This window comes from Acuticoccus mangrovi (assembly GCF_016411865.1).
GTDB lineage: Bacteria > Pseudomonadota > Alphaproteobacteria > Rhizobiales > Amorphaceae > Acuticoccus > Acuticoccus mangrovi.
This window is the reverse complement of sequence record NZ_JAEKJA010000005.1, coordinates 243295-262002: the sequence shown is the minus strand read 5'-3', so window position 1 is coordinate 262002 and position 18708 is coordinate 243295. Positions and strand designations below refer to the sequence as shown.

At 69.0% G+C, this 18708-nt stretch carries 16 protein-coding genes; 7 read left to right on the top strand and 9 right to left on the bottom strand.

Annotated features, from left to right (window positions below):
• Positions 1 to 174: 174 nt before the first annotated feature.
• The 5 genes from JCR33_RS07915 to JCR33_RS07895 form a co-directional block, all read right to left on the bottom strand.
• A complete protein-coding gene (locus tag JCR33_RS07915; protein WP_198881486.1) occupies positions 175 to 1290 on the bottom strand; it encodes an amino acid ABC transporter permease in 1116 nt (371 codons plus the stop codon).
• Entirely contained in the window at positions 1287 to 2486 is a 1200-nt protein-coding gene (locus tag JCR33_RS07910) for an ABC transporter permease subunit (protein WP_198881485.1), read from the bottom strand. The genes JCR33_RS07915 and JCR33_RS07910 overlap by 4 nt, the downstream gene beginning before the upstream one ends.
• 70 nt (positions 2487 to 2556) lie before the next feature.
• Complete coding sequence (locus JCR33_RS07905) at positions 2557 to 3600, bottom strand: transporter substrate-binding domain-containing protein (RefSeq protein ID WP_198881484.1); 1044 nt, start codon at positions 3598 to 3600, stop codon at positions 2557 to 2559.
• A 149-nt stretch (positions 3601 to 3749) separates the two neighbouring features.
• The gene (locus JCR33_RS07900; protein WP_198881483.1) at positions 3750 to 4826 is read right to left on the bottom strand and encodes an LLM class flavin-dependent oxidoreductase; all 1077 of its coding nucleotides are present in this window, start codon (positions 4824 to 4826) and stop codon (positions 3750 to 3752) included.
• 44 nt (positions 4827 to 4870) lie between these two features.
• Positions 4871 to 5581 (bottom strand): SDR family NAD(P)-dependent oxidoreductase, encoded by a 711-nt coding sequence (locus JCR33_RS07895; RefSeq protein ID WP_198881482.1) that lies wholly within the window; start codon positions 5579 to 5581, stop codon positions 4871 to 4873.
• Between the two features lie 184 nt (positions 5582 to 5765).
• Here JCR33_RS07895 and JCR33_RS07890 point away from each other — a divergent pair, with 184 nt between their 5' ends.
• A complete protein-coding gene (locus JCR33_RS07890) occupies positions 5766 to 6524 on the top strand; it encodes an SDR family NAD(P)-dependent oxidoreductase (RefSeq protein WP_198881481.1) in 759 nt (252 codons plus the stop codon).
• Positions 6525 to 6648: 124 nt separating this feature from the next.
• A complete protein-coding gene (locus JCR33_RS07885; RefSeq protein ID WP_198881480.1) occupies positions 6649 to 7413 on the top strand; it encodes a GntR family transcriptional regulator in 765 nt (254 codons plus the stop codon).
• Positions 7414 to 7429: 16 nt separating this feature from the next.
• On the opposite strand, the gene JCR33_RS07880 is transcribed toward JCR33_RS07885, so the two are convergent.
• Entirely contained in the window at positions 7430 to 8641 is a 1212-nt protein-coding gene (locus JCR33_RS07880) for a polyhydroxyalkanoate depolymerase (RefSeq protein WP_198881536.1), read from the bottom strand.
• Positions 8642 to 8762: 121 nt separating this feature from the next.
• Here JCR33_RS07880 and JCR33_RS07875 point away from each other — a divergent pair, with 121 nt between their 5' ends.
• Together JCR33_RS07875 and JCR33_RS07870 are read left to right on the top strand one after the other, a co-directional pair.
• Complete coding sequence (locus JCR33_RS07875) at positions 8763 to 9416, top strand: glutathione S-transferase family protein (protein ID WP_198881479.1); 654 nt, start codon at positions 8763 to 8765, stop codon at positions 9414 to 9416.
• Between the two features lie 173 nt (positions 9417 to 9589).
• The gene (locus JCR33_RS07870) at positions 9590 to 10852 is read left to right on the top strand and encodes a SulP family inorganic anion transporter (RefSeq protein WP_198881478.1); all 1263 of its coding nucleotides are present in this window, start codon (positions 9590 to 9592) and stop codon (positions 10850 to 10852) included.
• Positions 10853 to 10856: 4 nt separating this feature from the next.
• Here JCR33_RS07870 and JCR33_RS07865 read toward each other — a convergent pair whose 3' ends face one another.
• From JCR33_RS07865 to JCR33_RS07855, 3 genes are all read right to left on the bottom strand, one after another.
• Entirely contained in the window at positions 10857 to 11840 is a 984-nt protein-coding gene (locus JCR33_RS07865) for a ketopantoate reductase family protein (RefSeq protein WP_198881477.1), read from the bottom strand.
• 70 nt (positions 11841 to 11910) lie between these two features.
• Positions 11911 to 14139, bottom strand: a complete 2229-nt coding sequence (locus tag JCR33_RS07860) for a GumC family protein (RefSeq protein WP_198881476.1) — start codon at positions 14137 to 14139, stop codon at positions 11911 to 11913.
• Positions 14136 to 14804, bottom strand: a complete 669-nt coding sequence (locus JCR33_RS07855; protein WP_211110139.1) for a sugar transferase — start codon at positions 14802 to 14804, stop codon at positions 14136 to 14138. Before JCR33_RS07855 ends, JCR33_RS07860 begins: the two co-directional genes overlap by 4 nt.
• A 275-nt stretch (positions 14805 to 15079) precedes the next feature.
• Between JCR33_RS07855 and JCR33_RS07850 the strand changes: the two genes are divergently transcribed.
• The 3 genes from JCR33_RS07850 to JCR33_RS07840 all read left to right on the top strand — a co-directional run bounded on the left by JCR33_RS07850 (position 15080) and on the right by JCR33_RS07840 (position 18701).
• The gene (locus JCR33_RS07850) at positions 15080 to 16402 is read left to right on the top strand and encodes a UDP-glucose dehydrogenase family protein (protein ID WP_198881474.1); all 1323 of its coding nucleotides are present in this window, start codon (positions 15080 to 15082) and stop codon (positions 16400 to 16402) included.
• Between the two features lie 39 nt (positions 16403 to 16441).
• On the top strand, positions 16442 to 17128 hold the full coding sequence (locus JCR33_RS07845) for an alpha/beta hydrolase (RefSeq protein WP_198881473.1): 687 nt from the start codon (positions 16442 to 16444) through the stop codon (positions 17126 to 17128).
• A 280-nt stretch (positions 17129 to 17408) separates the two neighbouring features.
• Complete coding sequence (locus JCR33_RS07840; protein WP_198881472.1) at positions 17409 to 18701, top strand: DEAD/DEAH box helicase; 1293 nt, start codon at positions 17409 to 17411, stop codon at positions 18699 to 18701.
• The last annotated feature ends 7 nt before the right edge of the window (positions 18702 to 18708 follow it).

The window sequence follows — 18708 nt, the reverse complement described above, 5'->3', positions numbered from 1 at the left end:
GTCCCTCCCATCGCATCTCGATGGCGAGGCTATCGTCACGTTCGTTCAAAAATAGAAGGATATTGTAATAGCGGGGGGCCAAGAAGACCTAACATTTCAAAACGATGCAATATCGCAACACTCGACCGAGGCTCTCCGCCCCGGTCGGACGGGTCCCGGTGGTACGGACGAAGGCTAGTGGAGCCCCACCCGCATCGTCCGCTCCAGGAAGGCGCCGTACCGCGAGAGGCTGAACACGAACACGAAATAGACGAGCGCGATGAAGGTGTAGACCTCGATGTAGGCGAAGCCCCAGTCGCCGGTGCCGTAGGCCGCGTTGCCCGAGGCCATGATCTCGAAGAAGCCGACGATGATGACGAGCGAGGTCTCCTTGAAGGTGATCACGAACTGGCTGATCGTCGGCGGCAATGCGTTGCGAAAGGCCTGCGGCAGGGTGATGAGGAAGGTGCGTCGCCAGTAGCCGAGGCCGAGGGCGCGGGCCGCCTCGTCCTGCCCCGGCGGGATCGCCTGCATGCCGCCGCGGATGATCTCCGCCTGATAGGCCGAGAAGAAGAGAGCGAAGCCGAAGATCACCCGGTAGAGCTTGTCGCCCTGGAGCCACTCCGGCAGCACGAAGGGCACGATGACGGCGGCGGTGAAGAGGATCGTGACGAGCGGCAGCGAGCGGACGCAATCGATCACGAGGCCGAAGCTGCCGGCGATCACCGGCAGGCGCGAGCGACGCAGGAGCGCGCCGGCGATCGCCATCGGCATGCCGACGAGGACGCCCGCCGCGAAGATGAACACGGTGAGCGACAGCCCGCCCCACTTCTCCTCCGACACCGGCGCCAGGCCGAAGATGCCGCCGCGCATCAGGACGTAGAAGGTGGCGAAGCCGCCGAGCCACAGCGCGCTGAGCCGGCTCGCATGCCAGAAGCGCGGCACACAAGATAAGATCCCCACCGCCACCAGAACGATGCACGCAAGCCCCGAGCGCCACTGCAGCTCGTAGGGGTAGAGGCCGAAGAAGATCAGCCGCCACCGCGCGTCGATGATCGCCCAGCAGGCCCCCGTCGCCCCCTCGCAGGACTTCGGCCCCTCGGTGGCGAAGAAGACCGCGTTGAACACCCCCCAGTCGAGGAGGTGCCACACGATCACCGCGACGATGGCGATGCCGACGAACGACACCGCCGACTGGAGCGGTGAGCCGATGAGGCGCTGGCGCAGGGTGCCGAAGGGGTCACGGCGACCGGGGGCCTCCATCTCGTCGGCGTCGCTGGCGATCTGTTCGGCGAGACCCGGCGCACTCACTGGATGTTGGTCCCCTTCAGAGCGATCGCCCGGTTGATGCGGTTCAGCACGCTGCCGAGCGTGTAGTTGATCAGGAGGAAGCCGCCCATCAGGATGCCGATCAGCTCGATGGTCTGGCCGCTTTGGGTGATCGACACCGCCACCACCATGAAGAAGTCGGCGAAGCCCACGGCGATGCCGAGCGTCGTCGCCTTGAGGAGCCAGACATACTGGTTGGTGAGGGTCGGCAGGATGGCGCGGATCGCGAGCGGCAGGCGCACCTTGGTGAGAACCTGCCACGGCGACAGGCCGAGCGACTGGGCCGCCTCGATCTGTCCCTTGCGCACGGCGAGGAAGCCGGCGCGGAAGATCTCGGCGAGGTAGGAGCTGCCGTAGACGACGATGGCCGTCGCCATCGCCGCGAGCTCGGGCGGCACGTTGATGCCGCCCTTGAAGTTCAGCCCGCGCAGCGTCGGCACCGAGAGGAAGGTGGTGTCGGGAATGCGCCCGGCGACGAGCACGGCGCACGCCGCCGCGAAGGCCAGCGCGAAGGCCGACCAGCTGAGGCGTCGCCGCCAGGCGACCTCGCGATCGGCAAAGCGCCGCGTCACGCCGAGCCAGAAGGCGAGCACGATCCCCGCGAGGACGACGACGATCGCGACGAAGGCGGCGAGGCCCGTCACGTTGAGGCCCGGGATGAACAGCCCACGCGCCGACAGGAACACCGTGTCGGCGACGGTGAGGGCGTGCCGAGGATGCGGCAGGTGGGTGTAGACCGCGTACCAGAAGAAGAGCTGCAGGATGATCGGGATGTTGCGGAAGATGTCGACGTAGGCGGTGCCGATGAAGTTCATCACCCCGTTGCCGCTGATCCGCAGCACCGCGACGACGAGGCCGACGACGCTCGCGAGCGGCAGCGAGATCGCGGCGAGGAACAGCGTGTTGAGCACGCCGATCAGGAGTGCCTTCCAGTAGGGATCGCCGAAGCCGTAGGGGATGAGGGAGAAGTTGATCGGCCACCCGGTGGTGCGGAACAGGAAGCCGAAGCCCGACGTCATGCCCTGCGCCTCGAGCGAGCTTTGCGCGGTGACGACGAGGTAGACCACCAGCGCCACCACGGTGGCGAGGAACACGGCCTGGATCAGAACGTCTCGGGCGGACTGACCGCTCGTGTCGTGGTGCGTGGCGGATGCGTCGGTTCGCCGGAAGAGCTTCATCCATTCGCCTCCGTGCGTTGCGGGGCCGATGGGAGGCGGCCGCGCCGAAGCACGGCCGCCGCGGGGCGCATCAGTCGAGGACGAGCGGGTAGAAGAGGCCGCCATCCTTGTAGGTGGAATTGATGCCGCGATCGAGCTTGTAGGGCGAGTCCATACCGACATTCCGTTCCCAGATGTCGTTGAAGTTGCCGAACGCCTTGATCACGTTATAGGCCCAATCGTCTTCCAGACCGAGCTGGGAGCCGATGCCGGGGGTCACGCCGAGCAGCTTGGCGACGCCCGGGTTGGGGGGATCGGCCTTCATCTCGTCGACGTTGTCGGCGGTGATGCCGTTGACCTCGGCCATCCAGAAGGCGTTGAGCAGCCAGTTAGCGATGTCGACGAAGTTGTCGTCGCCGGAGCGCATGCCCATGGCGATCGGCTCGACATTCATCACGTCGGGCAGGATCACATGAGCGTCGGGGTCGTCGGCCTTGAGGCGCACGGTGGCGAGGACCACGTCCCACTGACCGTAGCCGTCGCAGCGGCCGGACAGGTAGGCGGCGTCCGTCTCCTCGGTCTTCTCGATGGGCAGGAACTCGATGTCGAGATCCTTCGCCGCGGCGTACTCCACCACATAGCGCTCGATGGTGGTGCCGGCGGGCACGCAGATGGTGCCGCCTTCGAGATCGGCGATTGACTCGGCGCCGAGATCCTTGCGCGTCATGACCCGCGCCGGGGCGAGGAGATAGGGGCGGCTGAACTGGACGCCGAGATCGGTGTCGCGGTTGTAGGTCCAGCCGGTCGCCTTGATGATGACGTCGATGTCGCCGGACTGCAGGCTCGGGAAGCGCTGCGCCCAGCCGATCGGCACGATCTTGAGGTGATCCTCGTACTCGGTGCCGAAGATCGCCATCGCGAAGGCCCGGCATAGATCGATGTCGAAGCCATGCCACTTGCCTTCGTCGTCGACCTCGGCAAACCCGAGATAGGAGCCGTTGTGGCCGGTACAGAGCAGCGTGCCCCGCTCCTTCACCGCCTTGAGGGTGTCGCCGTTGGCCGCCTCGGCGGCAGGCATCGCCGTGAGCCCGCCGACCAAGAGTGCCGCGGCACCCGCCATCATCTGTTTCCGCATGTCCCGTTCACCTCGCTTCCATGTGTTCTTGGATCCGTTGCCCACTGAGGGGGCGGCTCCACGCGCCTCCGGCGCGCGGATGGGGGTGCGAGGCTCGTCTGAGCCTCGGGGTGCGGGCGGCGAGGTTCCAGGCCTCCCGCCCGCCACAGCTAGGCGGCGACCCGGTCGGGCACGCCGATCTTGTCGAGTGGCCCGAGCTCCTTGGTGAGGAGGGGCAAAACATCCTTGCCGAAGCGCTCCAAAGAGTTCTTGGCCATCTCGTAGGGCAGCGCGCCGAACTGGAAGAAGCAGTTGTAGTGGCTGGCGTTGAGCCGGCGGATTTCGGCCGCCATCCGCTCGGCCACATACTCGGCGTTGCCGATGATGATGTTGTCGCGGAAGGTCTCCAGATCCGGTTCGGAGGGGATCGGCACCTCGCGGATCATGTAGCCATCCACCGCCGTCTCGGGCTGGCGCAGCGCGGTGACGAGGCGGGCGACGTAGCGGGCGCAGTCGGCCGCCTTCAGCGCATCGTCCTTGTCGTCGGTCACGTGGATATATTGCTGGATGCCGGTCTTCACCGTCTTCGGATCGACGCCGAGCTTGCCGAGCCCGTCGCACACCCGGTCGTAGATGCCGAAGAGGCCCTGCGAACCGAGATAGCCCGCCGTCATGAAGATCACGGCGCCGGAGCGCGCGGCCCGCTCCAGGATCTTGGGATTGTTGCCGGTCACGTAGAGCGGCGCGATCTTGCGCGTCGGGGTGAGCGCCAGCTCGGTGGGCGGCACCTTCACGAAGGTGCCGTCGAAGGCCACCTTGCCGGTGTTGAGAGCCTGGTCGAGCACCTCCCAATATTCGAGAGTGCGCTCGGTGCGATCGTCGAGATGGATGCCGTAGCGGTCGAATTCGTGCTTCTGGTAGCCGGAGCCGAGGCCGACGCGGGCGCGTCCGCCCGACTGGATGTCGAGAAGGGCGACCTCCTGCGCGACGCGCATCGGATGATAGAGCGGCAGCACCAGGACGGCGGCGCCAAGATCGATCTTCGACGTCTTGCCGGCCATGTAGGACGCCATCATGAGCGGCGACGGGCTCATCGAATAGTTGGAGAAGTGGTGCTCGGCGAACCAGGCGACGTCGATGCCGATCTCCTCGGCCTGCTGCACGAGGGCGGTGGTCTCCTCGATGATCTCGCGGCGCGGCTTTGCAGCGTCGCGCAGCGTCATCAGGTTGAAGATGCCGAAGTCCATGGGAGGGGTCCCTTGTTGGTGTGGCGTTTCTGTGCGGGATCGGATCAGCGCATGTAGAGACCGCCGGACGTGACGATCGTCTCGCCGGTGATGTACTGGGCCCCCTCGCCGGTGGTGAGCCAGAAGGCGAGATCGGCGATCTCGGTCGGCTCCGCGGCGCGGCGCAGCGGGACCGACGGAAGGAAGCGCTCCATCCGCCCGCTCTTCATGTTCTGCACCGTCTTCACCCAGCCCGGCGCGATGCCGTTGACGCGGATCCCGCGGGGGGAGAGCTCCTTCGCCACGGTCTTGGTCGCGTTCACCACGGCCGCCTTGGATGCCGAGTAGAGGAGCTGATTGTCGACCGCCACCAGCGCGTCGATGGTGGAGAAGGTCACGATCGACCCGCCGTCGGCCAGAACCTCCTTGCCGTACTTCATCAGAAGCAGCGTCCCGAGAACGTTGATGTCGAACACGCTGCGATAGAGGTCGACGCTGAAGGTGTCGAGGTTGGAGACCGGGTAGACGCCGGCGACGAGCACCATGGCGTCGAGCGTGCCGTATCCCTCCGGCAGATCCGTGAGAGCCGCCTTGACCGCGTCCTCGTCGGTGATGTCGGCGATGCGCAGGACGCAGTCCTCGCCCACCGGCGCGCCTTCCACGATGTCCAGCCCGAGCACCTTCCAGCCGGCGGCGAGGAAGCGCTCGGCGGTCGCCTTCCCCATGCCGTTGGATGCGCCGGTGATCAGGACGACGGGTTTGGTCCCTGCAGCCATCTGGCCCTCTCAAAATGTCAACAACCTGCATTCCATAGTGACGCATCAAACCTGTCAACTCGACTCGATGCTCCAATTTCGTGCGGATTACTGGCGATTCTTTAGGCTTGGCCGCTCAATAAATTGCCTACAATCTGCAATCTATACGCCGACGAAGCGGCGTTTTCGCTGGAGGAGGAAGAGGATGACGGAGCTTGCCGGCAAGCGCGCGCTGATCACCGGCGCCGGCTCGGGGATCGGCCTTGCGATCGCGAAGGCCTATGCGGAGGAAGGCGCCAGCCTGTTCCTCAGCGACATCAACCCCAAGCGCGTCGAAGACGCGGTGGCCGCCATCGAGGCGATGGGCGGCAAGGCCACCGGCGGCGTGACCGACGTCGCCGATTCCGCCGCCGCCAAGGCGATGGTCGACGCCGCCGTCACCCACTTCGGCGCGCTCGACATCCTGGTGAACAACGCTGGCATCCTCGACGACCTCTACCCGGTCGCCGACACCAGCGACGAGATGTGGAACCGCGTGATGGGAGTGAACATCAACGGCGCCTTCTACGTCTCGCGCGCGGCCATCCCGCCGATGATCGCGGCCGGCGGCGGCATCATCGTCAACACGCTGTCGATCTCGTCCTTCCTCGGCGGCCGCGGCGGCGCCACCTACACGGTGTCGAAGCACGCCATCCTCGGCCTCACCAAGGCGATCGCCGTCACCTACGCGGACGACGGAATCCGCTGCAACGGCATCTCGCCGGGCTCGGTCGAGACCAACATCTCCACCGGCGAAGGCTGGCCGCCGCTCGGCCGCAAGCTGCGCGAGAAGGGCCTCGCCACCCGGCCCACCCGGGCGAAGCCGGAAGACATCGCGCCCGTCGCCGTCTTCCTCGCCTCCGACCGGGCTCGCTACGTCAATGGCGCAAACATTGTTGCAGATGCGGGCTGGACGGCCTATTGACCGCGCCGATATCTGCGGGGTGCGCGAACGCGCGGCACCCCGCGGCCGCCCGATGGATGGGCGACCCCATCACCCGATGACCTAGCCAGTTCCCAGAGCTGAAGAGCTAAAGAGGACGTGCATATTGGCCCCCTACTCGGCGAACGAGACCATCCTGACGTCGGTGGAGTTCGCGAGAGTGCGGTTGCGCGAGGCGATCGTGTCCGGCCGCTTCGCTCCCGGTGAGCGGCTCGTCGAGACCAATCTCGCCCAGGAACTCGGCGTCTCCCGCGGGCCGGTGCGCGACGCGCTGCGCGACCTTGCCAGCGAAGGGCTCGTGGTGCTGCGGCGCAACCGCGGCGCCGTCGTCGCCGAGATCCACGTCGAGGACGTGCTCGAGGTCTACGCCATCCGCGCCGCCCTCGGCACGTTGGCGCTGCGCCAGCTGATGTCGTCCTCGGCGGCCCGCACCGCCGTGCTCCCCATTCTCAAGGAGCAGCTGAAAAAGGCGAAATCCAAGGAGGGGCGGGACGATCAGCAGTCGTTCGTAGAGGCGGACACGGCGTTTCAGATCGCGATCGCCGTGGGCAGCGGCCTGCGCCGCGTCGGCGCCATGTTCGCCCAGACGAGCGCCGAGGCGAAGATGTTCGTGAGCGCGCTGCGCGTCCACTATCACGGCAACGAGCGCCGCGTGGACGAGCTCGAAGCGATCTACAACGCGATCGCCGACGGCGACCTGCCCACCGCCGAGCGGGTCTGGCAGACCCGCTTCCGCGCCGCCGCCAAGGAGTTCGTCGAGGCCATCGCCTTCGGCCCGCGGGACGCGACGCGCTGGCCCCATCTCTTCCAGATGGTGGAGGACCCCGAAGCCTTCTTCTCCAATACCATCGGCGATCGCCCGAAGGACTGAGCGCCGCCCCGCCGCCTCACTCCATGGCGAGGATCAGGTTGCGCACCACCGGATAGATCTCACGCTCCCAGCGGCGCCCGTTGAACACGCCGTAGTGCCCCACATTCGCCTGCAGATGGTGCCGCTTGAGGTGGGGGCGGAGCGAGCGGCAGAGGTCGTGCGCGGCCGCGGTTTGGCCGAGCGCGCAGATGTCGTCGCGCCCGCCCTCCACCGTGAGCAGCGCCGTGCGGCGAATGGCGCCCGGATCGACCACCTCGCCGCGATAGGTGAAGGTGCCCTGGGCGAGCTCCGGCGTCTGAAAGATCCGGTCGATCGTCTCCAGATAGAACTCGGCGGTGAGGTCGAGAACGGCGAAATACTCGTCGTAGAAGTCCTTGATTTTCTGCGCCTCGGCCATCTCGCCGCGAGCGAGATGGGTGTAGAGCTTGCGGTGCTGGGCGGTGTGGCGCTTCATGTTCATCGACATGAAGGCGAAAAGCTGCACGAAGCCTGGATAGACCTTGCGGCCCGCGCCCGGATAGCGCGCCGGCACGGTGGTGATCAGATTGTCCTCGAACCAGTCGAGCGGCTTGCCGGTGGCGAGCTCGTTCACCTCGGTGGGGCTCTCGCGGGTGTCGATGGGCCCGGCCATCAGCGTCATGGTGCGCGGCGTCGCGGGATTGTCCTGCGCCGACATCACCGCCACGGCGATGAGCGCCTGCACGCACGGCTGGCAGACGGCGAGGATGTTGCCGTTCGGCCCGATCGCCTCCAGGAAGCGGATCGTGTAGTCGACATAGTCCTCGATGCCGAACATGCCGGCCGACAGCGGCACGTCGCGGGCATTGGTCCAGTCGGTGATGTAGACGTCGTGGTCGGCGAGCAGCGTCTGCACGGTGCCGCGCAGGAGGGTCGCGAAATGGCCGGACAGCGGGGCGACGACGAGGATGCTCGGCTGCGCCGTCTCGACGTCCTTGGCGAAGTGGAGGAGCTTGCCGAAGGGCAGGTCGAGGGTGACCTCCTCGCGTACCTCGACGTCGCGGTTGCCGACCCTCACCCGATCGATGCCGAACGCCGGGCGCGTGTGGCTGAGGCGAAACCGCGACATCATCTCCATCGCGGCGTCGAACCGGCTGAAACCATCCTCGAGGAGTGGCAGAGTGGGGATCGGCCCGAAGCGCACGTGGCGAGCAAAGGCTCGCACAGGCGCGATCAGGTCATCCTGGAACTGGTACATATCGTAGAGCATCAACACTCCCTCCGGCGCGGGCGCCCGGTCAAAAAAGTAGTGCACCGCTTGCTGCAGTGCGACACAATTCTGCTACCGCCTATCTGGCGCGGCGTAACGATCCGACCACAACGGGGCTGTCATGGCACGGGCGACACTCACGATCTCCTCTAAAAACTACTCGTCCTGGTCGTTGCGAGGCTGGCTTCTCTGCCGCATGGCCAACCTCGACTTCGACGAGAAGCCGGTGGCGGTGGACGACCCGGAAACCCGGCAGGAGCTGCTGCTGCTCTCCCCCTCGGTGCGCGTGCCCCGCCTCAGCCACGACGGCGTCGAGGTTTGGGACACCCTCGCCATCGCCGAATATCTCAACGAGATCGCGCCCGAGGCGGGGCTGCTGCCGGCCGATCGGCGGGCGCGGGCGCACTGCCGCGCGGTGTCCGGGGAGATCCACTCCGGCTTCTACAACCTGCGCTCGGCGCTGCCGATGAACATCAAGTCGCGCCACAAGAGCTTCAAGATCTTCTCCGGCGCACGGCCCGACGTCCAGCGCATCAAGGAGATCTGGACCGACTGCCTCACCACCTATGGCGGCCCCTTCCTGTTCGGCACGCCGACGATCGCCGACGCGATGTACGCGCCCGTGTGCACCCGCTTCCGCACCTACGCGGTCGAGCTCGAGCCGGAGCTCGCCGCCTACTGCGACACCATCTTCGCGTGGGAGCCGATGCAGGAGTGGACCGCGGCGGCGCTCGAGGAGCCCGACGAGGTGATCGAGCTCGAGGTCGAGTTCTAGCCGCGCCCCGTCCCCGCCTCGCCGGGCGACGAGGTGCGAAGGCGGCGGGAGATATCGGTCTGGTGCATGCGATATGCACCAGACGCATGGCTCGGGAGTGAGGTTCACGGTTGCATGCGGCCGGGTCTGTCGGCGAGACTGGGACGTTCCCACCTCCAATCGCTGCTGAGCCGATGAAGCCAAAGCTTCTCACGACCCTCCCGACCTATACGCTTTCCGCCTTCGGTGCCGACGTGATCGCCGGCATCACGGTGGCGATGGTGGCGCTGCCGCTCAGCCTCGCGATCGCCATCGCGTCCGGCGCCGAGCCCGCCACCGGGCTCGTCACGGCAGCCGTCGCGGGCTTCCTCATCTCGCTCTTCGGCGGCAGCCGGGTGCAGATCGGCGGGCCGACCGGCGCCTTCATCGTGGTGGTCTACGGCGTCATCGCCGAGCACGGCATGGACGGGCTCGTCATCGCCACCTTCATGGCCGGCATCCTGCTGCTCGTCGCCGGCTATTTCCGGGCCGGCAGCCTGGTGCGCTACGTGCCCGAGCCGGTCATCAACGGCTTCACCATCGGCATCGCCATCATCATCGGCCTCAGCCAGCTGAAGGACATTTTCGGCCTCACCGCCGACAACGTACCGGCCGACGCCATCGGCAAGGTCGGCGCCCTCTGGGCGGCGCGGGACACGGCGAACCTCTCGGCCATCGCCATCGGCCTCGTCACCATGGTGCTGATCGTCGTGCTGCGACGCCTTGCGCCGCGCTTTCCCGGTCTGATCGTGGCGGTCGCCGCGACCTCGGTGGCGGTGGCGCTTCTCGCCCTTCCCGTCGACACCATCCTGTCGCGCTTCGGCGAGCTGCCCGACCGCCTGCCGATGCCGACCGTTCCGACGGCGAGCCTGTCGCGCATCGTGGAGCTGATCCCCTCGGCGATCACCATCGCCTTCCTCGCCGGGGTGGAGTCGCTCCTCTCGGCGATGGTGGCCGACCGGATGATCGACGGCAATCACCGCTCCAACGCCGAAGTCCTCGCCCAGGGCGCGGCCAACATCGGCTCGGCGCTGTTCGGCGGCCTGCCGGCGACGGGCGCCATCGCGCGCACCGCCACCAACGTGCGCGCCGGCGGCCGCACGCCGGTGGCCGGCATGGTCCATGCCGTGGTGATCCTCCTCATCATGATGTTCGCCGCCCCGGCCGCGAGCCTTCTCGCGATGCCCGCCCTCGCGGCGCTGCTCCTCCTCACCGCCTGGAACATGAGCGAGCCGCACAAGTGGCACACCTATCTGGAGCTGCGCCGGTCCGACCAGGTCCTGCTCGTGCTCACGCTGGTGTTGACGGTGGTCGCCGACCTGACGGTGGCGATCGGGGTCGGCGTCGCCATCGGCCTCGCGCTGCGCCTGCGCCGGCGGCACATTCCGCCGGCCGACTGGACCCCGCCGGAGCGCTGAGCCCCTATTCGGGGCGCAGCCCCTTGAGGATCGCCCGGCGGCGGGCGATCGCCATCACCGCCTGCAGCATCGGGACGGGCACGCCCGCGGCACGGGCGAACGCCACCGGCGCCTCCTGCATCTCGCGCACCTCCATCGGGCGGCCGAGCTCGTAGTCCTGCAGGATCGAGGGCTTGTGCACCGGCAGGCCGCGCTGCATCGCCTCGACGTCGATATCGAGCGGGTAGCCGTAGGCGGCCGCGATGGCCATGCCTTCACGCACCATCGCCTGATAGACCGGGATCAGCTCCTCGTCCTCGCGGCAGGAGGAGATGAGATCGCCGGTCCCGAGGCACAGCGAGGAGCCGGCGAGGTTCTGGATGAGCTTCGTCCACATCACCAGGCGGGCGTCGTCGCCCTTCGGCACGGTCACGCCGGAGGCGGTCAGCGCCTCGCCGAGGGCGTCGGCCATGGGCAGCGGACCGCCCGCCACCGTCCCGAAGCGCAGCATGTTGCGCATGCTGGGATTGCGGATCACCCCCGGCTCCTCCACCTCGTTGGCCGACAGGATGATGCCGCCGACGAGCCGCTCGACGCCGATCTGTCGCACGAACGGGTCGACGAGGCCGAAGAGCGGCAGATCCGGCGGCGCCCGGTGCCCCGCCGGCAGGCCGACCGGATACCACCAGGCCATGCCGTTCTGCAGAAACACCACCGCCGTGTCGGGGCCGACGAGGGGGGCGAGCGCCTCGGTCTCGGCGATCGCCGGCAGGGCGGTCGCCTTGGTCATGACGAGCACGGCGTCCTGCTGGCCGAGGTCGGCGGGGCGGTCGCTCGCGGTCGGAACATGGTGGACACGTTCGTCGCCCGAAAGGAGGGTGAGGCCGTTGGCGCGGATCGCTTCGAGCTGCGGTCCGCGCGCCACCACGCTCACGTCATGCCCGGCCGCCCCGAGGCGCACCGCCATGTGGCCGCCCGTCGCGCCGGCCCCGAAGATGCAAATCCGCATCTCTCACCCCTTTTCCCGTTGAACGCCATCGTTCCCGCCCGTTTTGGCGGGACTGTCAAGCGCGGCCGGGTCAATCCTCGCAATAGGGGTCGCTCGCTGGACGGAAGAGACCACCGCTGCCGACGCCGAAGCTCGCGGCACGGTCGGGCTCGATCATGGTGACGACGAGGCCGGCGATGCGGGTGTGCACCCGGCCGAGACCGCGCAGGCCGTCGGCGACGCTCTCCCGCGGCGTCGCGTCCCAGCGGACGCAGTAGAGCGTCGCGTCGGCGTGGGGGGCGATGATGCGCGCGTCGCTCACGGGCAGGAGGGGCGGCGCGTCGAGGACGACGAGGTCGAACCGCCGGGCGAGCTCGGCCACCGTCGCGGCGAAGCGCTCCGAGGAGAGGGCGTCGGCCGCGTTCGCCACCGCCCCCTCCTCGAGCCGCGTCGCGAGCACTGTGATGCCGGTGTCGTCGTCGGCATAGAGCGTCGCATCGAGGCTCGCCCTACCGGCGAGGATGCCGTTGAGCCCGGCGGTGCGGCGCGCGCGGCCGCCGAAGAAGGCGTTGAGCGCCGGCCGGCGAAGATCGCAGTCGACCACCACCACCTTCTTGCCGAGCCGGGTGGCGGTGACGGCGAGCAGCAGGGCGACGCTGGACTTGCCCTCCGCGGGCGCCGTCGACGTCACCATCACCACCTTCGGTGGCACGTCGCGACGGGCAAAGAGGAGGTTGGTGCGCAACCCCCGCATCGCTTCGGCGAGCGAGGAGTTGGGCTTGTCGAGAAGATAGGCGAGCAGCCCCTCCCGCCCCTCCACCCCTGGCGCCGTCGGCAGCCGGCCGATCACGGTGATGCCCGTCGCCTCCTCCAGAGTGTCGATGCTGCGGAAGGTGTGATGCACCCGCTCGAGGGCGACCGCCACGCCGAGCCCCGCGATGGCACCGCCGATGAGGCCGAAGAGGGCGATCCGCGCCGCCGGCGCGCCGTCGGCGAAGTGCGGCGCCTCGGCCGGCGACAGCACCACCGCGTCGGCGGTCTCCGCTTTCTCCTGCTGCGAGGTCTCCTTGAGGCGGGCGAGGAAGGTCTCGAAGATCATCCGGCTCGCCGCCGCCTCCTGCTCCAGGAGGCGGAGCTTCACCTCCGCCTGGCTCTGGGCGGCGAGCTTTTCCTCCAGCGCCACGGCGGCCTGCGACAGCTCCACCTCCGCCGCCTCGGCGACGGCCACCTCGTCGGCGAGCGCTTCGAGGGTACGCCCCGCCTCGCGCTCGATCTCGTGGCGGACAGCCTCGATGCGCGAATCGATCAGTCGCAGCCGCTCGTTGCCCGGCGCGACGAGGCGGGAGAGCGCCGCCCGGTCGGCGAGGAGCTCGCGCTCCTTCGCCCGCGCCTCGGCGATCTGGCGTGAGTTCTGGAACTCGCGCAGGAAGGCGAGCGCGTCGCCCTCCTCCATCGCGGCGACGGCACGGCGGTGGCGGATCTCGGCGGCGGCGCGGCGGGCGGCGACCTCGGCCGCCTCGGCGTTCACCACCTCGAGCTGCTGCTTCAGCGCCGGCGTCGTCTGTCCGGTGCGATCGGCAAGGCTCGCGCGGTAGTCGTTCACCGCCCCCTCGGACTGGCTCACCTCCGCTTCGAGCTCGTCGATGCGCTCGCTCAGCCACAGCGCGGCCCGCCGCGTCGCCGCGAACTTGGCGTCGAGCTGGGCGACGATGTACTCCTCCGCCACCAGATTGGCGATGGTCGCGGCGAGCGCCGGATCGCGCGCCGTGTAGAGGATGTCGATCACCCGCGACTCCGGCAGCGGCCGCAGCCGCAGGTCGCGCCGCAGCACGGTGCGCGCCTTGCGCTTCTGCGCCTCCTCCCCGTCGGTGCCGGTGGCGACCAGGCCGAGATTGACGAGGAGCGGCCACGGCACCAGCACCTTCCAGTCGAACAGGGAGACGCCGCCGGCGGGCCCCGTCAGCTCGGCGCGCTCGGCCGGCTTCAGGCGCTCCACCACGCGCGTCAGAAGCGTCGCCGAGCGCAGAATCTCGACCTGATTGCGTACCCCGTCGTCCGGCGGCTGGGCGACCATCGTGTCGACGTGGCCGAGCTTGCGGATCTCCGGCGTGAACAGCACCGTGGCCGACGCCGTGTAGGTCGGCTGCAGCGACACGATGTGCGCGAGCGCCAGGATGAGGCCGACGAGGCCGCCCGCGATCATCTTCACCCGCGCCCGCCACAGGAGGCGCAATAGGGCGCGCAAGTCGAGCCCCCCCTCCCCCGCGGCGTGGCCTTCGAGGGTGAAGACGTCGTCGGGGTAGCCGAGCGGGGCGTTCACCGGCCCACCATCGCGCGCAGGACGAGCCCCATGGTGCGCAGGAGAATGCGGCCGTCGAGGGCGAGGCTCGCGGCGAGGATATAGTCCGCGTCGCGCTCGGCCTTGCGTCGCGTGCCCTCGACGCACTCCACATAGCCGGCGGTGACCTGGGCAAGGCCCGTGATCCCCGGCCGCACCGCATGGCGGAAGCGGTAGAGAGGCACCGTCTCGCAATAGTGGACGGCATGCTCGAAAACGTCCGGCCGCGGGCCGACGAAGCTCATGTCCCCTTTCAGCACGTTGAGGATCTGCGGGGTCTCGTCGAGATGGGTGCGCCGCAGGAAGCGGCCGAACGGGGTGATGCGATGCACCTCCAGCCGCTCGCCGCAGCCCCGCACGGCCGGCGCCGGCAGCATGGTGCGGAACTTCAGGATGACGAAGGGCGCCCCGTACCGCCCCATGCGGGTCTGGCGGAAGACGAGGGGTCCGGAATTGCCGAACCGGTTGCCGACCGAGACCAGCATCACCGTCAGGCCGAGCGCCGGCAACAGGGCGAGCGCGAGGGCGACGTCGACCCCGCGCTTCAGCGCGAAGACATGGGGGCGACGCCGCGCACGAGGCGGACGGGCGAGCGCTCGCCCGGCGGGCACGGCCTCCTCCACCTCGAGGAGCGGGTTCATCGACATCACGCGAGCGCTATCGTCACGGCGGACTCCCGCAGCAACCAAAGGGTGCATCAAGCAACCTTAATACTACAGTATCGCAATTAAGCAAACACAGGTTGTACGTCAGGGCGACGGCAACCGCTTCCCATCGGCGCCGGCACGCACTAAGGCTCTGGCGGGGTGGGCGTGGCGACGGTCACGGCTCCCGCCTCGACCGGGCAACGGGTCCGCGCCGCAACCAGAGGGCGGCGGCCCGCGGCCTCGCCCCGAAGGATCGCGCTCGGACGGTTTCTCCTATGAAGGTTTGCATGATCGGCGGTGGCTATGTCGGCCTCGTGTCCGCCGCCTGTTTCTCCGATTTCGGCTGGTCCGTGACGTGCGTGGAGAAGGACACCGAGAAGCTCGCGATGCTGCTCGACGGGCAGATCCCGATCTTCGAGCCCGGCCTCGACGATCTCGTGGCCCGCAATCGCGCCGCCGGCCGGATCGTGTTCACCGGCGAGATGGGGCCGGCGGTGAGCGAGGCCGATCTCGTGTTCCTCGCCGTGGGCACGCCGATGCGGCGCGGCTCCGGCCACGCCGACCTCACCTACGTCTATGCCGCGGTGGCCGAGCTCGCCCCCCACCTCACCGGCTATACGGTGATCACCACGAAGTCGACGGTCCCGGTCGGCACCAGCCGCGAGATCGAGCGCCGCCTGCGCATGCTGCGCCCCGACGGCGACTTCTCGGTCTGCTCCAACCCCGAATTCCTGCGCGAAGGCTCGGCCATCGGCGACTTCACCCACCCCGACCGGGTGATCGTCGGTGTCGGCGAGGACGACGCCCGCGCCCGCGACGTGATGAGCCGCGTCTACAAGCCGCTCGCGCTCCGCAACGCCCCGGTGATCTTCACGACGCGCGAGTCGGCCGAGCTCGCGAAATATGCCGCCAACGCCTTCCTCGCCATGAAGATCAGCTTCATCAACGAGATGGCCGATCTGTGCGAGGCCGTGGGGGCCGACGTGCAGCAGGTGGCGACGGCGATCGGCTCGGACCGGCGCATCGGCGACAAGTTCCTGCACGCCGGGCCCGGCTACGGCGGCTCGTGCTTTCCAAAGGACGTGTCGGCCCTGGTGCGCACGGCGCGGGAGGCGCGGCGGCCGCTGTCGCTGGTGGAGCAGGTGCAGACCGTCAACGAGGAGCGCAAGCAGGCGATGGTCTCCAAGATCGTGGAGGCCGCCGGCGGCGAGGTGCGCGACCGGGTGATCGCCGTGCTCGGGGTGACCTTCAAGCCCAACACCGACGACATGCGCGAGGCGCCGAGCCTCACCATCGTGCCGCGCCTGATGGACAAGGGAGCGAGCGTGCGCCTGCACGATCCGCAGGGTCGCCGGCAGGCCGAGCCGCTTTTCGAGGGTGCACGCTGGTTCGACAGCGCCATGGAGATGATCGACGGTGCCGACATCCTCGTTCTCCTCACCGAGTGGAACGAGTATCGTGCCCTCGATCTCAAGGCGGTGAAGGGATTGATGCGGGGCGATCGCCTGGTGGACCTGCGCAACGTGTTCCAGCCCGACGACGCCATGCGCGCCGGCTTCGTCTACGAGGGCGTGGGACGGGGCGACGCGGCCGCCTGAGACGGGGACGGGGATGGTCGCGGTGACGGGGAGTGCGACATGACGGACAGCGATCCACATGCCGACGGCCGCGTGGTCGCGGCGGGCGCGCCGGCGGCGGACGCCCGCCTCGGCGTGGTGATGGCGCACGGCCGCGGCTCCGATCCGTTCGACATGCTCGCCCTCGCCAACCACCTCGGGGCGCGCGACGTCGCCTATCTCGCTCTCGAAGCGGGTGGCCGCAGCTGGTGGCCGCAGAGCTTTCTCGCGCCGATGGCGGCGAACGCGGCCGGCGTCGCCGGGGCACTCGCGGCGATGGACCGGGCCGTCGGCCAGCTTCTCGCGGCGGGCCTCGACGAGACGCGCATCGCCGTCCTCGGCTTCAGCCAGGGAGCCTGCCTCGCCCTCGAATTTGCGGCGCGGCGGGGGCGGCCGCTCGCCTTCGCCGCCGGCCTCTCCGGGGCCCTCGTCGGCACCGCCGACGCGCCTGGCGATCCCGATCCCGAGCTCTACGGCTTCCCCGACAAGCGCTTCGACTATCCGGGCGGGCTCGGCGGGATGCCCGTCTATCTCGCCTGCCACGAGCGCGACCCGCACATCCCGCTGAAGCGGGTGCGAACGAGCGCGGCCGTGTTCGAGGCGCTCGGCGCCGAGGTCACGCTCGACGTCATCCCCGGCGCCGGCCACACCGTGGTGGCAAAGGAGGTGGCGGCGCTGCGCGCCCTCCTCGCGCCCCCCGCCGCCTGAGATCTTTTCCCCAACCGGCCCCCCCGCCGGCTGCGGCGTTCGCGCGACACTTGGGCGCCTGCATCGCTGCCAAGCACGATGCCCCCTTGCGGTTCGCGCCGCCATATGCACATAGACAACGTGAGGCAGGGGCGAATTCCTACCCGATACGGGTAGCGCTCCGGTGCCATGAAGGGCACCCCGCCGGTTCGGCATGCGCCTCCCGCTTTGCTGACAGACGCCGGTCTGAGGATCGGCACGACCCGCGTCCGGCCGCGCCGAGACGCATGAGAGACACCGCTTGACCCAATTCACGGAACTCGGCCTCGCCGAGCCCATCCTTCGCGCGATCACCGCCGAGGGCTACACCACGCCAACCCCCATCCAGGCCAAAGTCATCCCCGCCATGAAGGCTGGGCGCGACGTGCTCGGCACGGCGCAGACCGGCACCGGCAAGACCGCGGCCTTCACCCTTCCCATCATCGACCGCCTCGCCGCCGCGCGCGGCCGGCCCGAGCCCAAGACCTGCCGCGCCCTGATCCTGGCGCCGACGCGCGAGCTCGCCGGTCAGATCGCCGACTGCGTGAAGTCGTACGGTCGCAACACGCGCCTGTCGCACACCCTCGTGGTGGGCGGCGTGAAGCCGGGCCCGCAGGTGCGGGCCCTCGCCCGTGGCGTCGACATCCTGATCGCGACGCCCGGCCGGCTGGAGGATCACCAGCGCAACGGCGACCTCAAGCTCGACGCCGTCGAGGTGGTGGTGCTCGACGAGGCCGACCAGATGCTCGACCTCGGCTTCGTGCCGGCGATCCGCCGCATCTTCGGCAAGCTCCCCCGGAACCGGCAGACGGCGCTGCTTTCGGCCACCATGCCGGGCCCCATCCGCGCCCTCGCCAACGACTTCCTGAAGGACCCGGCGGAGATCGCCGTCGCCCCGGTCTCGCGGCCGGTGGAGGCGATCGACCAGTCGGTGCGCTTCATGGAGGCGAGCGAGAAGCGCGATGCGCTGGTCTCCCTCCTCAAGGACAAGGAAGTCGCGCGCGCCATCGTCTTCACCCGCACCAAGCGCGGGGCGGACAAGGTGAGCCGCCATCTGGAGGCGGCCGGCCATGCCTCGGCGGCGATCCACGGCAACAAGAGCCAGAACCAGCGCCAGCGCGCCCTCGACTCCTTCCGTGATGGCGACGTGCGCGTGCTCGTGGCGACCGACATCGCCGCCCGCGGCATCGACATCGACGGCGTGAGCCACGTGTTCAACTTCGAGCTTCCCAACGTTCCGGAAGCCTACGTGCACCGGATCGGGCGCACGGCACGCGCCGGCCGCAGCGGCGTCGCGCTGTCGTTCTGCGACCCGACCGAGCGCGGCCTGCTGCGGGACATCGAGAAGCTGATCGGCCGTCGTCTGACGTCGGACGGCGCCGTGCCGCTCGCGGCCGAGCCGCGCGGCGGTCAGCCCCGCCGTGACGGCGGCAAGCCGCCCATGGCCCGTGCCGACGACGGCGGCGCGCCCCGCCGCCGGCGTCGCCGCAAGCCCGCGGCGGCAGCCGCCGCCTCCCGCGCGCGGAGCGCCGGGGCTGAAGCACGCGTCGGCTGACCCCGCC

Coding starts and splice junctions, on each gene's coding strand:
- JCR33_RS07875 (WP_198881479.1), top strand. CDS start 8,763: ATGGCACGGGCGACACTCACGATCTCCTCTAAAAACTACTCGTCCTGG.
- JCR33_RS07850 (WP_198881474.1), top strand. CDS start 15,080: ATGAAGGTTTGCATGATCGGCGGTGGCTATGTCGGCCTCGTGTCCGCC.
- JCR33_RS07880 (WP_198881536.1), bottom strand. CDS start 8,641: ATGCTCTACGATATGTACCAGTTCCAGGATGACCTGATCGCGCCTGTG.
- JCR33_RS07855 (WP_211110139.1), bottom strand. CDS start 14,804: ATGTCGATGAACCCGCTCCTCGAGGTGGAGGAGGCCGTGCCCGCCGGG.
- JCR33_RS07865 (WP_198881477.1), bottom strand. CDS start 11,840: ATGCGGATTTGCATCTTCGGGGCCGGCGCGACGGGCGGCCACATGGCG.
- JCR33_RS07870 (WP_198881478.1), top strand. CDS start 9,590: ATGAAGCCAAAGCTTCTCACGACCCTCCCGACCTATACGCTTTCCGCC.
- JCR33_RS07895 (WP_198881482.1), bottom strand. CDS start 5,581: ATGGCTGCAGGGACCAAACCCGTCGTCCTGATCACCGGCGCATCCAAC.
- JCR33_RS07900 (WP_198881483.1), bottom strand. CDS start 4,826: ATGGACTTCGGCATCTTCAACCTGATGACGCTGCGCGACGCTGCAAAG.
- JCR33_RS07910 (WP_198881485.1), bottom strand. CDS start 2,486: ATGAAGCTCTTCCGGCGAACCGACGCATCCGCCACGCACCACGACACG.
- JCR33_RS07845 (WP_198881473.1), top strand. CDS start 16,442: ATGACGGACAGCGATCCACATGCCGACGGCCGCGTGGTCGCGGCGGGC.
- JCR33_RS07905 (WP_198881484.1), bottom strand. CDS start 3,600: ATGCGGAAACAGATGATGGCGGGTGCCGCGGCACTCTTGGTCGGCGGG.
- JCR33_RS07890 (WP_198881481.1), top strand. CDS start 5,766: ATGACGGAGCTTGCCGGCAAGCGCGCGCTGATCACCGGCGCCGGCTCG.